The organism is Nocardiopsis ansamitocini (assembly GCF_030268225.1).
In the GTDB taxonomy this organism is placed as follows: Bacteria; Actinomycetota; Actinomycetes; order Streptosporangiales; family Streptosporangiaceae; genus Nocardiopsis_D; species Nocardiopsis_D ansamitocini.
Genome location: NZ_BSQG01000001.1, coordinates 660517 through 673051, shown reverse-complemented (window position 1 = coordinate 673051; position 12535 = coordinate 660517). Strand labels below are relative to the sequence as shown.

The following is a 12535-nucleotide window of genomic DNA, read 5'->3' as shown; positions in this document are numbered from 1 at the left end:
GGCCCAAGGTACGGTGCTACGCCTCGTCCACGCTCTTGTCGCGGCGCCAGTAGCCGCAGAAGGAGATGTCCTTCTTGGCGACGCCCCGGTCGTTGACCAGGTGGCGACGGACCGAGGTCACGACGGAGGACTCGCCCGCGAGCCAGGTATGCCCGAGGTCGGCGGGGAGTTCGGCGCGGCGGATGGCGTCCAGCACACCGTTCTCGGGTCCTTCGGACCGGTGGATCCAGTGGACTCGTACGCCCGGCGGCGCTGCCAGTTCCTGCTCCTCGGCGGCGTCGGCAACCTCGATGTAGACCTCGGCCCGGTCGTCGTGTTCCAGGCTCGCCATGATTCCGGCGATCGCGGGCAGCGCTGTCTCGTCACCGGCGATGAGTGGTCGGCCGGGGTGCGCGGCGCGATCGAACATGATCCCTTGTTCCAGCAGGCCGGCACGGTCGCCCGGTTGCGCCCGGCTCGCCCAGCGCGTCGCAGGTCCGGTGTCGCCGTGCAGGACGAAGTCCACGTCGATCTCACCGGCCCGGGGCCGGTGCTGCCGGACGGTGTAGTTGCGAATCACCGGACGCACGTTCTCCGGCATCGCCTTCCACTCGTTCCACCAGTCCTCGGTGGCCGGGAGTACCGGGTCCTGCTGGTCGTTGAGGGGCAGGAAAAACCGGAACCAGTGGTCGTAGCCGCGTGCGGGAAGCCCGGTGACGCCGGGGCCGGTGAAGGTGACACGGGCCATCTGGGGGCTGACCCGGCGGACAGCCGACACTTCGACGAGCGCGGCGCGGGCACTGGGGCGTGCAGGCACGAGACCAACTCCCTGGTGGAGATCGCGGCGGAGAACAGGGATCGCGGAACGCGAGAACGCACCACAATTTCAGGTAAGCCTAACCTGATTTGTGCTTCGCCTGCTCGGCGGGGAGGACCGTTCCGCCCGAGGCCCTGTGATGGGTAGAAGATGAAAAGGGCGAGACGCCCCGCCCACGGGAGCTCTCGACCGAGAGGCCCGCACTTTTGACCAGGAGCGTTCGATGAGTGAACTGACCGTAGTCGATGTGCCCGAGAGCAAGCGGTTCGAGGCGCACCAGGACGGTGCGCTCGCCGGTTTCGCCGACTACATCCGCACCGCCGAACTGATCACCTTCACCCATACCGAGGTGGATCCGGCCTTCGAGGGCAAGGGGGTAGGCAGCGCGCTGGTCCGGGCCTCGCTGGACGCGGCCCGCGCGGAAGGGCTGCCGGTGCTCCCGGTGTGCCCGTTCTACCAGGGATGGATCGCCCGGCATCGGGAGTATGCCGACGTCCTCTACGGCACCACGGCCGACTAGCCCGCGCGATTGCTCGCAGTTGATCCGTCGGCGCGGGGGATTCGCGCCGACGGATCAACTGAAGAACCGGGTCCCGAGTACCGGTGCCCGAGCGTAGGGGCACACGGCAGGAAGCCGACCGGGTGCGGTCAGGTCACATGTCGCCCGGGCGGAGACGGAACGCCTGCAAGCGCAGTTCGTAGTACTTGTCGGTCTCGCCGACCCACTCCATTCCCAGCCGGCGTGCGGTCTGGATCGCGCGCTGGTTACTCGGCCGGGCCACCGCGAACAGCTCCTCCAGGCCCTGGCTGAACGCCCAGCTGATGAGTGCGCGGCTCGCCTCGGTGGCGTAGCCCTGGCCCCATGCGTCGGGGCGCAGCTGCCAGTTGAGCTCGAAGTCCTCCTCGAACGGAGGCAGCAACCGCAGGGACAGCCCACCGATCACCTGGCCGTCGGTCTCGCGGACCACCGCCCACCGCCCGGCCGGCGGAATCAGGTTGGGTTGAGCCTCCACCCATGCCTCCAGGACCGAGCGCATCGCCGATACGTCGTCCACGGTGCGCATCACCGGCGTCAGCCAGCGTGCCACCTCGGGAGAGCCGTAGACCGCGAAGGCGGCCTCGGCGTCGTCAGTGCCCCAGTCCCGGATCAGTAGTCGCTCGGTGCGCAAGGGTGCCGTCATATGACGATCGTAGTCGCCGTAAAGCGGTGCGATCTGATCACCTCGTAAGGTTTTCTCATTTTTAGCGACGTAGTCGCGCATTTTTGCGCGAGCTATATCTTTCCGGTAAATCAAGGAACCTGTGCGTCGCTCCGGACGCCGTACCCAACGAAACCGAGTATCCGAGCGCTCAACAGAGCAGGTCCTGCCTCTCCTCGAGGTGTGGAGCGCGCCGCCGACGACGGAGGACTGATGACCGCCACCGCACCGCTGCTCGACAGCGACCCCCAGCGGGTGGGCGCCTATACGTTGACCGCCCGGCTGGGAGAAGGCGGGCAGGGCGTTGTCTACCTGGGGACCGACGCCCGGGGCGGACTGGCCGCGGTCAAGCTGCTGCACACCGACCTCCTGCACGATTTTGCGCTACGCGCCCAATTGGTCAAGGAGGTCGAGACCGCGCGCCGGGTAGCCCGGTTCTGCACCGCCCAGGTCCTGGACGCCGACGTCACCGGCGATCCGCCGTACGTGGTCAGCGAGTTCATCGACGGTCCCTCCCTGCACGCCGTCATCCGCGACGAGGGACCACTGACCGGCTCCCGCCTGGAGCGTTTGGCGGTGGGCACCATCACCGCGCTGGCCGCGATCCACCGCGCCGGTATCGTGCACCGCGACTTCAAGCCGGGCAACGTACTGTTGGGGCCGGACGGCCCGCGCGTCATCGATTTCGGCATCGCCCGCGCGCTGGACCGTTCCATCCACACCGACACCATCGCGGGCACCCCTTCCTACATGGCCCCCGAGCAGGTCGCGGGTGGGACGCTGGGCCCCGAAGCCGACGTCTTCGCCTGGGGGGCGACCATCGTGTTCGCGGCGACGGCCACCCCGCCCCACGGCCAGGACTCGCTGCCCAGCGTCATCCACCGGGTCACCACTCTGCCCCCCGATCTGGGCGGGCTCACCGGTCCACTGCGCGCCCTCGTCGAACAGTGCCTCGCCAAGGATCCCGCGGCCAGGCCCACCGCTGCGGCGGTCCTCATGAGCGTGCTCAGCGGTGGAACCCCGCCGTCCCCCGAAAGCCCGGCAGAGGGAACGGCACGCCCGGTCCCTGTGCCGGCAGAGCTTCCCACCCCCACCCTTCAGGCGGGGGCGATGGTCGCGGCGGGCAACCGGCCGCCGGCGGTCGCCCGCCGGCCGGAGCCGTCCCGTCCCGCGACCGCCGGCCCCTCGACGCCGTTCCCGCCAGGTGCGTACGCTCCGGTGGCCCACCCGGCCACCGGAGGGAACGGTGCACCGCCCGGCGGGCCGGGGACCTATCCGCCCGGCGGCCCGGTCGCATATCCGCCGCGCTTTGCACCGCTGAGGTCGGGGCCGCCCACCGTGCCTCCGGCGGGGCAGACGAACCATCCGCCCTCCACGGGGTTCGCGCGGCCGCGGCAGGCAGGAGCCGGCCGCTCCTCAGGTGTGCTGCTGTTCCTGGGAATCCTGCTGCTGGTGGGCACGGTGGTGGCGGCGGGAGTGGCGTTCTACCTCTCCCAGCAGGGCGGTCAGAGTGCTCCGCGCAGTACCCTCGACCCCGGCATGTACGGCATCGGGCTGGCGTTTTCGGGCCGGGGCGGTGCGACCGGCTGAGCCGCGGTTCAGCGTGGTGCCAGACGTACCGTGATCCCGTCGAGGGCGACCACCAGTCTCTTGGCGAACCACTCGCGGAGAACGGCGTTGATCATGGCGTGGGACACGGCTCGGAGCTCCGGGGCGAGCTCGGGCAGCAACTCGTTCTGGAAACGGGAGCGCCGGCCGGCGGACTCCTCCTGTTCCTGGTCCAACGCCCTCCCAGCCGCGATGGCTGTCACAGGCCATGTCGATGACGATGTCGCAGGCCGGCATGGCGTCAGCGGGGGTGAAGTCCATGTTCACCAGGCTGCTGCCGGTCGGCAGCCAGCAGTGCGTCCAACTGTCGGCCCAGCGGTACTGCTCCTTCGTTGTTGTCCACCTCCCAGTGCGGGGCGGCTGGCGGCTCGTCCGGGCGGATCCGCGCGACGAAGGCATCGAATTCCGCGAGCTTGCCGGCATCGTTGTGCCGGCCGCGTGCGGTCAGTCGCTGCCTGAGGGTGGCCGGTGCGCAGCGCACCCAGAGCAGCCGCACCGGTTCCCCGCCCAGCTCGGCGACCCAGGAACGCCACCGTGCACGATCGCGGATCTGACCGGTGAAGGGTGCGTCCAGCAGTACCGGGCACCCGGCCCCGCGGACCTGGCGGGTCGCTGCCGTCAGACCTCCGTACTCATGGACTTTCACATGTTCGTCGTACCAGGGCCCCTCTCGTTCTCCGTAGGGCCGGCCATGGGCGTGCAGTACCGCCGCGGCGAAACCTCCGTAAAGGGTGTCCTTGTCCAGTAGGGCGGGCACCGGACGGAGTCTCTCCAGTAGCAGTGCGCCCACCGTCGACTTGCCCGCGCCCGGCGCGCCCGACACGATCCACACGGGTGCCGGCCCCTCGAATCCACTCATCCCCCCAGCCTGGCAGCCCCGAGCCGGTACGGCTTCACCTGTGCCGCGGTCCGACGCATGCCATCAGGCATTCTGGGCAGCTGGGCGCCATCCCGGGGAAAGGCAGAGGCATGAGCAGCACGCGCTGGTCGATGAGGCACCGGCATCCGATGGACGAGGCCGGAACCTCCGAGACGACCTGGCGTGGGTGGCGTGCGCTGCGCGAGTTCCCCGCGCTGCACCTGGCCGGCATCACCAGCGCGGTCGTCGTCACCCCGCATCCCGGTGACGAGGTGCTCGCTGTCGGCGGGACGATCGCGATGTTGGCTGCGGCGGGTGTGCGGCTGCGGGTGATCGTGGTGACCGACGAGGACCTCCCGGGACCGGTGACGACCCGTTCCGCGCGGTGCCGTCTTGACGAGGAGATCGAGGCGCTGCGCACCCTGGGTGCGCTGGATGCCCATGTGCTCCGTCTGGGACTGCTCGGGGGCGCGGTGCGCTCCGGCGCGGACTCGGAGCTGGCCGGCGCGTTGGCAGACGCCTGTTCCGGGTTTGAACTGTGCGTGGCGCCGTGGGAGGGCGACCCGCACTCCGACCACGAGGCGACCGCCCACGCCGCAGATATCGCCGCCCGAAAGGTCGGAGCGTCCCTGCTGAGTTATCCGGTGTGGATGTGGCATTGGGCCAGTCCCGGGGACGATCGGGTGCCATGGGCAAGTGCCTACCGAATCGTTCTATCCGAGCAGATTCGGCGCCGTAAAACCGCCGCCATATCCTGTTTTGCTACACGTATCGGTATCTATGGGCGGACGCCGTCCGGGGCGGCGCTTCTGCCGCCCGAGCAGATCGCGCACTTCGCCCGCGAGGCCGAGCTGGTGTTCCCGGACGCCTGACCCAGCTTTTTCCCGGGTTTTCCGGCGAGGGGAGAGGGTGCGAACTATCGTCGGGCGCTATGACTGACTCGCGCTTCGGTACACCCACGCCTCCCTCCTCACCCGCCAACGGCTGCCCGTTGAGCAGCCAGCCCGAGGCCGTCCCGCTGCACGGCGACACCCTTCAGGGCGATACGCGCGAGCTGTGGGAGCTGATGCGCAAACGGTTCGGCGGGATCGCTCCCGTTGAGGTGGAACCCGGTGTACGCGCATGGCTGATGCTCGGCTACAGCGAGCACCTCGAAGTTCTGCGCGACCCCCACCTCTTCCCCCATGACGCCCGGAATTGGCGGGAACTGCGTGAGGGACGCATGACACCGAACCACGGCACCTATCCGGTGTTCGAGTACCGCCCCAACGCCCTGCACACCGACGGCGTCGAGCATCAGCGCCTGCGCGGGGCCCTGGTGGACGCCTACGAGGCCTTCACCACCAACAGGCTGCGCACCGACATCGAAGAGGTCGCCGGAGCGCTGATCGACAGTTTCGCCCCTTACGGCGAGGCCGACCTGATCGACGACTTCGCCTACCGGATCCCGCTGCTGGTGATCAACCGGATGCTGGGCCAGAACGACGACCACGGCTATTTCCTCTGCGACCTCATGATGGACCTGTGGGACGGCGACGCCGAGGCCGCCAACGCCGCCAACGTCAAGATGGTGGGGTTCCTGATGGACCTGGTGGCGCGCAAGCGCGTCAAGCCCGGCGACGACATCACCTCGCGGCTCTTGGCGCACGAGGCGCAGCTGACCGATGAGGAGATCGCCCAGCAGATCATGCTCACGATCGCGGCCGCGCATGATCCGACCACCAACCTGATCGGAAATGCACTGCGGTTGCTTCTCCTCGAACAGGAGATGCGAGTGGCGGTTTCGGGCTCCCAGTTGCTCATCCACGACGCTATCGAGCAGGTTCTCTGGCGAGAGCCCCCGTTTCAGACCTTGGCCGGGCGCTACGCGCGACGCGACACCGAGGTCGCCGGTTACCGGATCGCTGAAGGGGACTGCCTGATCTCGGGTTATGCCGCAGCCAATAATGACCCGATTCTTTACGACGCCGATGGGGTCCATGCGTCGGCCCGGAGCTCCGGTAACCGCTCTCACCTGGCATGGGGTGCCGGGCCGCACCGCTGCCCTGCGCAGAAGATCGGCCAGCACATGGCAGCCTCCAGCATTCAGACCCTGGTCTTCCGCTTGTCGGATATGCAACTCTCGGTACCTGAGCGTGACCTTCGCTGGCGTCCGTCCCTATTCATCCGGGGGCTTGAGCGCCTTCCCGTCGTGTTCACGCCACAGGAGGTGTCCACTGCCCAGAGCGGAGACCAGACATGCGTGAACCAGTCGTCCTCGACCCCTACGCCAGAGACACCCAGGCCCAGGCCGCACGACTCAGAGAACTCGGGCCCGTGGTCCAGGTTGAGCTCCCTGGTCCGGTCGTTGTTTGGGCGGTGACCCGTCACGCCGAGGCCCAGGAGGTCATGGCGGGCAAGGACTTCGTGAAGAACTACCGGAACTGGAAGGCGTGGCAGGACGGTGAGATCGCCGAGGACTGGCCACTGATCGGCATGATCCACCTGGACAACATGCTGCACTCCGACGGTGACGCCCACACGCGCATCCGAGGGTTGGTGGCCAAGGCGTTCACCCCGCGTCGGGTCGAGTTGCTCCGGCCGGCCATCGAGGAGCTCACCGAGAACCTGCTCGACCAGATGGAACGCGGGAACGGCGCCGCCGACCTCCGCTCGGCACTCGCCGTCCCGCTTCCGATGGGGGTGATCTGCCGATTGTTCGGTATCCCCGACGAGGATCGACCCACCATCCAACGGCTCGTCTCCAGCGTCTTCAGTACCGTCGCTCCGGTCGAAGAGGTGCTGGCCACTCAGGCGACGGTCACCGAGTACTTCACCGACCTCGTCCAGCGACGCCGCGCCACCCCCGGGGAGGACCTCACCAGCGCCCTCATCCAGGCTCGCGACGAAGGCGACCAGTTGTCCGACCGGGAGCTGATCGACTCTCTCTGGCTGTTCATGGCGGCCGGCTTCGAGACAACGGTCGGCGTCTTCACAAACGCCGTCAAGGCGTTGCTCACCCACCCCGACCAGCTCGGCCTGCTCCGAGACGGCGCGGTGCCCTGGAGCGCCGCGGTGGAGGAGACCTTGCGCTGGGACACCAGCGTCGCCATCCTGCCCTTCCGCTACCCCGTCCGCGACGTCGAACTGGGCGGCCGGTTGCTCAAGCGCGGCGACCCCGTTCTCGTCTCCTTCGCCTCGGCCAACCGTGATTGCGCCCAGCATGGTGCGCAAGCACACGTTTTCGACATCACCCGCGAGCAGAAGCGGCACGTGGCCTTCGGGCACGGTCCGCACTTCTGCCTGGGCGCCCCGCTGGCCCGGTTGGAGCTGGGGGTGGCACTTCCCGCTCTGTTCCGCCGTTTCGGCGATCTCGACCTCGCCGTGGACCCTGCCGAGCTCACCCCCGTGCCCTCGATCTTCACCAACGCACCGGAGCGACTGCCGGTGCGTTGGAATCCGGACGAGGACCGGCTGGTGCCCTCCTCGGTGCGTGGCGCTACGTCCGCTGCGCGCCGAGGAGGTGGTGAATGACCAGGTCGACGTAGACGTCGCTGAGCTGGTCGATCGTCAGCTCTCCGTCGGGGTCGTACCAGTTCAGTATCCCTTCCAGGGTTTCGAGGACGGTGGCTCCCGTGACGGGCTCGCGACTGGTCCGGGCGAACAGCTGCAGATCGCGCCCTTGTTCGATCAGTCCCTGTATCCGTGCGCGGTAACCGCGCAGCAGTCCGGACAGCTCCCGGTGCCGGTCGGGGTAGATGGTGCGCAGGACCGGTAGAAGCGCACGACGCAACTCCTGCTCCGTGCGGTGCTCCCAACTGAATGTGATGTGGCGGCGGATCATGGTGCACAGCCGATCCAGGGGGGAGTGCGCTGCGGAGACGGCGTCGTCCTCCGTGCTCACCAGCCGTCGGGTGCAGCGCAGGGCGACGGCGTAGCTGAGATCGAGTTTCGTGGGGAAAGCGCGCCGAAAATCAATCGCGTCGATATCTGCTGCCAGTGCGACCGTGTGCATGTCGACGTTCTCTGAGCCGTGTGCCGAGAAAAGCCGGGTTGCGGCGTCGAGTGCGCGGTTCGTATGGATGCTGCCCAAAGGAGAGGAGTTGGCCGTCATGGTCATTTCTAGCCTGCACCGTCGTTGGAGTCCGTACGTGCTCTGGGGTATTTCGCGCTATTGGTATCTGGAAAGTTCCATATGAGGGGATCGGGGGTGGCTCAGGAATACGAAGCGATTTCGAGGATAGCGGCGTTCTAGCCGGGATTGGCCGGAAAACGGCTTCAGGCATCGAAATGAAATGCCGACGCTTTCGGCGCGGACGGCCAGCCGTAGGGGAATTACGAAATAAAATTGATTCAGTAAAATATTTGCCGCGAGTGTCGGGCGGGCGGTGGGAGGGGCGCGGCCCGATTCAACCGCGGCGCGGGGGGCGAGACGCCAGCAACCGGGTCAGGTCGGCGGGCTGATCCGTGCTGATCGCGTCCACTCCCATCTCGATCAGCCGGACCATCTGCGACACGTCGTTGACCGTCCAAGCCGAGACCGCGCACCCGTATCGGTGGACCCGTGCGACGACGTCGGGGTCCAGCAGCGGCCAGTAGGCGTCGTAGAAGGTCGGTTGGACGGCCTGCCACAGTGCGGCCGGCGGGAGTCCCTGCTCGGCCCAGGTCAGCATGAGTCGCGCGTGCGGCCGGCGTGCTCGCAGCGCGCGCATCGCGTCGATGGAACCGTTGTAGAGGACCTGGTCGAGCATGCCGTGCGTCCGGACCACGTCGTCGGCGGTCAAGGCCACCTGGATCGAAGGAACGTTCAGTACCAGCTGGGGCATCTGCGGCCAGACGAACTCGGCGAGAACCTCCATCAGGGTGGGGATGCGCCGGTCCCTCCCGTCGCCCAGGCCCGCTAGTTCCGCCAGGGTCAGCTCCGAACCCGTGTACGGCATCCGCCAGAAGCGCTCCAGCGTCTCGTCGTGCATGAGCACCACGTGCCCGTCCTGCGTCAACCTGAGGTCGATGCCGACCAGGTCCACGCCGTCGCGGGCGGCAGCACGTAGGGCAGGCAGGGTATTCTCCCGAAACCGAGCGGGATCCCCCCGGTGAGCGATCGTCAGCGTCATATGGGTTCTCCAGTGCGCGCGACGTGGAGCCGGACGGCTTGGTGACCAGAGTGCCAAAAACCACGCCGGACCGCACGTGACGCGGCCAAAAACCCCGAAGAAGACAGTTTGCGCATCGTGCGAGACGCATCACCCCAGGGGCGCAACGCGTGGCCTGCCGCGAACTGGGAAACTTCTAGAGAACCAGATGCGTCGATCACAGTGACGCACGCCCACCACGACGACCGATCGCGAAGGCCAGAGATGATCCCCGACCAGCGCCGCGAACACATCCTCAAGCTCTTGCAGGAACGTCACGTTCTCAGCATCAACGAGCTGACGTCGATGCTGTCCGTATCCCACATGACGGTGCGGCGCGACATCCAGGCACTGGAGAACGAGGGCAAGGTGCTCTCGGTCACCGGAGGGGTGCGCCTGGCAGCCCGGCTCAAGAGCGAGCCCTCCTACCTGGCCAAAGCCCAGTTGGAGGTTCCCGCAAAGCGCGCCGTCGCGCGCGCTGCCGCCGAGTTGGTCAGGGAGAACTTCACGATCTTCCTGGACGCGGGCACCACCATGCTCCAGATGGTCCCGATGCTCACCGACAAGGTGGGCCTGACGGTGGTCACCAACGACTTCAACGTCGTCGGCCACCTCATGGAGTATCCCAACATCGAGCTGATCCACACCGGTGGTGTGGTCTCGCATGCCGACCACTCGTCGGTGGGGCAGTTCACCGCCGATTTCCTCGGCAAGGTGAACGTGGACATCGCGTTCATCGCCAGCAGTTCCTGGGACGTCGAACGCGGGACCACGACCCCCTCCGAGGCCAAGGTGGTGGCCAAACAGCAGCTCATGCGGATCGCCTCCAAGCGCGTCCTGGCCGTGGACAGCACCAAGTACGGCAAGTTCGGCACATTCCGGGTGGCCAGCCTGGACGACTTCGACCTCATCATCACCGACGACAGGTTGCCCCAGACCGCGGTGCAGGAGGTGCGCGAACGCGAGATCCGTCTGGACCTCGTGGCCGCGGAGTAGTCGATGCCCCCGGCCGCCCCGGTCAGCCGGGGCGGCCTAGTCGTCGTCCGCTTCGGTGGGGCAGTGCAGTTCCAGTTGGAAACCGTCGGGGTCCTCGAAGGACAACAGGGAACCCGAGGAGCAGTGCACGATGGGGGAGTGTTCCACGTCGAACGAGGTCAGGCGCTCTTCCCAACTCTCCAGGGCGACCAGGTCGACAACCTCGAACCCGATGTGGTCCACCCCGGCGTGCCGGTAGTCGAAGCGCGCGTTGAAATGGTCCCGGTGCTGGGTCAGGCACAGCAGCAGGCCGGAGGAGTGGCGGCACGTGGTGCGGAGCCAGCGGGCCTCGTCCTTGGTCTCGAACTCGCGGAAACCGAGCACGTCACGGTAGAACTCGACGCTGTCGTTGCGATCGCGAACGGACAGGGTGATGTGTGAGATCCCGGTCAGTTGGGGCACGGAGACCTCTCGGTGGCGACGGTGCAACCGAAGCCTGCGGTGGGTGAACAACGTGGGCACGATTGCCCAGCTTACGCCGCTGCCAACAGGTTTCAAGACGTTTTAGTTCACTGTTAAGAAATGTTCGGCCATGCCGTTGAACGGTATTCTTGAACACGATTTTCAGTGCTCTGACCAGCGACGATGTCGGGGGGTTCGGAAAATGGGCGGCGCCGGCCGGCCCATTGCCCGACCGGCCGGCGCCAAATGCGTTCCTAGCGCCCCGAGCGCCAGTTGCCGGTGGCGACATCCGGCACGAAATCGGTCAGGTCCGTGGAGTCCAGGTCGATACGGCGGCCTTCCTGCGCGGACAGGTAGGAGGCCATCAGCACCTTGGTCACCAGCAGACCGTCGTGCAGGTCCTCGGCGGGCGGGGTGCCCTGAAGGAAACTCGTCACCATGTGCCGGTTCTCTTCGGTGTAGCCGTACGCGCCCGCCTCATCGGACAGGATCGGCATCAACCCGCCCTCGGCGTTCTGCTTCTCCACCAGGTCCTCGCCGGGCTTGCCCGAGATCTCCCGGCTGAGGAACACCTTGGCCTCGGTGTCCAGGGAGTTCACCGCCATCGCGTACTCCGGGCCCAGCAGCTCGAAGGTCAGCCGCAGACCGGCGCCCACGTAGCTCCACGACGTCGTGCCCTCCGAGACCACCTCGTCGCCGTCGCCGTTTCGGTAGACGACCGTGGAGCGCGCGTAGTCCTCCGAAGGCGCACGCTGGTAGTCCACCTCCGGGCCGAAACGCTCCCGCAGCTGCTCGGAATAGGCGGGACGCGCCCACTTCAAGCAGGCGATGGTGGCGTCCACGCTGACCGGCGTCAGCCACTCGGACTTGCGCACCCCGGGCGGAGTGAGCAGGAACCGGCCCGCCTCCACGCTGTGGCACATCATGTCGTTGAGGACGCCGCCGCCCTGCTTGTCGCCCTGCCAGAACCAGGCACTGTGCGGGCCGCTGTGCTCCTCGGCGCACCTGGCCAGGTAGGGGGCCCCCGCTGCGGATGCCCCACGTGCCCACACCAGCTCGTGGGCACGGGTCACGCCGGGGGCGAACACCTGGTTCTCCAGGTAGCCGTGGGACAGACCCACACTCTCCACCAGTGCCAGAACCTCGGCAGCCTCGGCGACCGTGCGCCCGAGGGGCTTCTCGATGGCGATACCGCGCAGGGAGGCCCGGCCCGAACCGACCTCCTCCACGATCGCGCGCACGGTCTCCAACCGGACGTGGTTGGGGGTGGTGAGCCACACCGCGTCCACGGCCGGATCACGCACCATGTCCCGGACATCGGAGTAGCCGGTGGGGTCGCCCACCTGGATCTTGCGGGCCAGGTCGCACACGCCGCGCACGGTCTCGGCGTTGCGTCCGCTTACCGCGACGACGTCGGCATCGCGCACGCCCCGGAAGGACCGGGTGTGAAACTCCGCGATGAACCCGCTGCCGACGATGCCGACGCCCAGACGCTCACTCATGTGTCATCTCCAATCGTTCGAGG

14 protein-coding genes are annotated in these 12535 nt (G+C 67.5%); 6 read left to right on the top strand and 8 right to left on the bottom strand.

What is annotated here, in order from left to right; all coding sequences use genetic code 11:
* Positions 1 to 16 precede the first annotated feature (16 nt).
* Positions 17 to 796, bottom strand: coding sequence for a siderophore-interacting protein (locus tag QSJ59_RS03040; RefSeq protein ID WP_285757113.1), 780 nt, complete (start codon positions 794 to 796; stop codon positions 17 to 19).
* A 223-nt stretch (positions 797 to 1019) separates the two neighbouring features.
* Here QSJ59_RS03040 and QSJ59_RS03035 point away from each other — a divergent pair, with 223 nt between their 5' ends.
* A complete protein-coding gene (locus tag QSJ59_RS03035) occupies positions 1020 to 1316 on the top strand; it encodes a GNAT family N-acetyltransferase (RefSeq protein WP_285757112.1) in 297 nt (98 codons plus the stop codon).
* A 133-nt stretch (positions 1317 to 1449) separates the two neighbouring features.
* Here the strand turns inward: QSJ59_RS03035 and QSJ59_RS03030 are convergent, their stop codons facing one another.
* Positions 1450 to 1977, bottom strand: a complete 528-nt coding sequence (locus QSJ59_RS03030) for a GNAT family N-acetyltransferase (RefSeq protein WP_285757111.1) — start codon at positions 1975 to 1977, stop codon at positions 1450 to 1452.
* A gap of 231 nt (positions 1978 to 2208) precedes the next feature.
* On the opposite strand from QSJ59_RS03030, the gene QSJ59_RS03025 reads away from it, so the two are divergent.
* A complete protein-coding gene (locus QSJ59_RS03025) occupies positions 2209 to 3585 on the top strand; it encodes a serine/threonine-protein kinase (RefSeq protein WP_285757110.1) in 1377 nt (458 codons plus the stop codon).
* Positions 3586 to 3593: 8 nt separating this feature from the next.
* On the opposite strand, the gene QSJ59_RS03020 is transcribed toward QSJ59_RS03025, so the two are convergent.
* Positions 3594 to 3806, bottom strand: coding sequence for a hypothetical protein (locus tag QSJ59_RS03020; RefSeq protein WP_285757109.1), 213 nt, complete (start codon positions 3804 to 3806; stop codon positions 3594 to 3596).
* Positions 3807 to 3844: 38 nt separating this feature from the next.
* Positions 3845 to 4462 carry a P-loop nucleotide/nucleoside kinase family protein gene (locus tag QSJ59_RS03015; protein WP_285757108.1) on the bottom strand — a complete coding sequence of 206 codons (618 nt, stop codon included), beginning with the start codon at positions 4460 to 4462 and terminating at the stop codon, positions 3845 to 3847.
* A 110-nt stretch (positions 4463 to 4572) separates the two neighbouring features.
* Here QSJ59_RS03015 and QSJ59_RS03010 point away from each other — a divergent pair, with 110 nt between their 5' ends.
* Genes QSJ59_RS03010 through QSJ59_RS03000 form a run of 3 tightly spaced genes read left to right on the top strand, consistent with a single transcriptional unit; the run spans position 4573 to position 7975 of the window.
* A complete protein-coding gene (locus tag QSJ59_RS03010) occupies positions 4573 to 5334 on the top strand; it encodes a PIG-L deacetylase family protein (protein WP_285757107.1) in 762 nt (253 codons plus the stop codon).
* Between the two features lie 59 nt (positions 5335 to 5393).
* On the top strand, positions 5394 to 6824 hold the full coding sequence (locus QSJ59_RS03005) for a cytochrome P450 (protein ID WP_285757106.1): 1431 nt from the start codon (positions 5394 to 5396) through the stop codon (positions 6822 to 6824).
* The gene (locus QSJ59_RS03000) at positions 6821 to 7975 is read left to right on the top strand and encodes a cytochrome P450 family protein (protein ID WP_285757104.1); all 1155 of its coding nucleotides are present in this window, start codon (positions 6821 to 6823) and stop codon (positions 7973 to 7975) included. Before QSJ59_RS03005 ends, QSJ59_RS03000 begins: the two co-directional genes overlap by 4 nt.
* Here the strand turns inward: QSJ59_RS03000 and QSJ59_RS02995 are convergent.
* Both QSJ59_RS02995 and QSJ59_RS02990 read right to left on the bottom strand, forming a co-directional pair.
* Positions 7941 to 8561 (bottom strand): TetR/AcrR family transcriptional regulator, encoded by a 621-nt coding sequence (locus tag QSJ59_RS02995; protein ID WP_285757103.1) that lies wholly within the window; start codon positions 8559 to 8561, stop codon positions 7941 to 7943. The genes QSJ59_RS03000 and QSJ59_RS02995 overlap by 35 nt on opposite strands.
* A 289-nt stretch (positions 8562 to 8850) precedes the next feature.
* Positions 8851 to 9555, bottom strand: coding sequence for a glycerophosphodiester phosphodiesterase (locus QSJ59_RS02990; RefSeq protein ID WP_285757102.1), 705 nt, complete (start codon positions 9553 to 9555; stop codon positions 8851 to 8853).
* Positions 9556 to 9798: 243 nt separating this feature from the next.
* Between QSJ59_RS02990 and QSJ59_RS02985 the strand changes: the two genes are divergently transcribed.
* Complete coding sequence (locus tag QSJ59_RS02985) at positions 9799 to 10569, top strand: DeoR/GlpR family DNA-binding transcription regulator (RefSeq protein ID WP_285757101.1); 771 nt, start codon at positions 9799 to 9801, stop codon at positions 10567 to 10569.
* Between the two features lie 36 nt (positions 10570 to 10605).
* Here QSJ59_RS02985 and QSJ59_RS02980 read toward each other — a convergent pair whose 3' ends face one another.
* Together QSJ59_RS02980 and QSJ59_RS02975 are read right to left on the bottom strand one after the other, a co-directional pair.
* The gene (locus QSJ59_RS02980; RefSeq protein WP_432707411.1) at positions 10606 to 11070 is read right to left on the bottom strand and encodes a VOC family protein; all 465 of its coding nucleotides are present in this window, start codon (positions 11068 to 11070) and stop codon (positions 10606 to 10608) included.
* Positions 11071 to 11264: 194 nt separating this feature from the next.
* Positions 11265 to 12512 carry a Gfo/Idh/MocA family protein gene (locus QSJ59_RS02975; RefSeq protein ID WP_285757100.1) on the bottom strand — a complete coding sequence of 416 codons (1248 nt, stop codon included), beginning with the start codon at positions 12510 to 12512 and terminating at the stop codon, positions 11265 to 11267.
* Positions 12513 to 12535 lie beyond the last annotated feature (23 nt).

Bases quoted from the DNA above. Each gene is read 5' to 3' on its own strand.
- QSJ59_RS03035 (WP_285757112.1), top strand. From the start codon at position 1,020: ATGAGTGAACTGACCGTAGTCGATGTGCCCGAGAGCAAGCGGTTCGAG.
- QSJ59_RS03030 (WP_285757111.1), bottom strand. From the start codon at position 1,977: ATGACGGCACCCTTGCGCACCGAGCGACTACTGATCCGGGACTGGGGC.
- QSJ59_RS03025 (WP_285757110.1), top strand. From the start codon at position 2,209: ATGACCGCCACCGCACCGCTGCTCGACAGCGACCCCCAGCGGGTGGGC.
- QSJ59_RS03015 (WP_285757108.1), bottom strand. From the start codon at position 4,462: ATGAGTGGATTCGAGGGGCCGGCACCCGTGTGGATCGTGTCGGGCGCG.
- QSJ59_RS03010 (WP_285757107.1), top strand. From the start codon at position 4,573: ATGAGCAGCACGCGCTGGTCGATGAGGCACCGGCATCCGATGGACGAG.
- QSJ59_RS03005 (WP_285757106.1), top strand. From the start codon at position 5,394: ATGACTGACTCGCGCTTCGGTACACCCACGCCTCCCTCCTCACCCGCC.
- QSJ59_RS02995 (WP_285757103.1), bottom strand. From the start codon at position 8,561: ATGACCATGACGGCCAACTCCTCTCCTTTGGGCAGCATCCATACGAAC.
- QSJ59_RS02990 (WP_285757102.1), bottom strand. From the start codon at position 9,555: ATGACGCTGACGATCGCTCACCGGGGGGATCCCGCTCGGTTTCGGGAG.
- QSJ59_RS02985 (WP_285757101.1), top strand. From the start codon at position 9,799: ATGATCCCCGACCAGCGCCGCGAACACATCCTCAAGCTCTTGCAGGAA.
- QSJ59_RS02975 (WP_285757100.1), bottom strand. From the start codon at position 12,512: ATGAGTGAGCGTCTGGGCGTCGGCATCGTCGGCAGCGGGTTCATCGCG.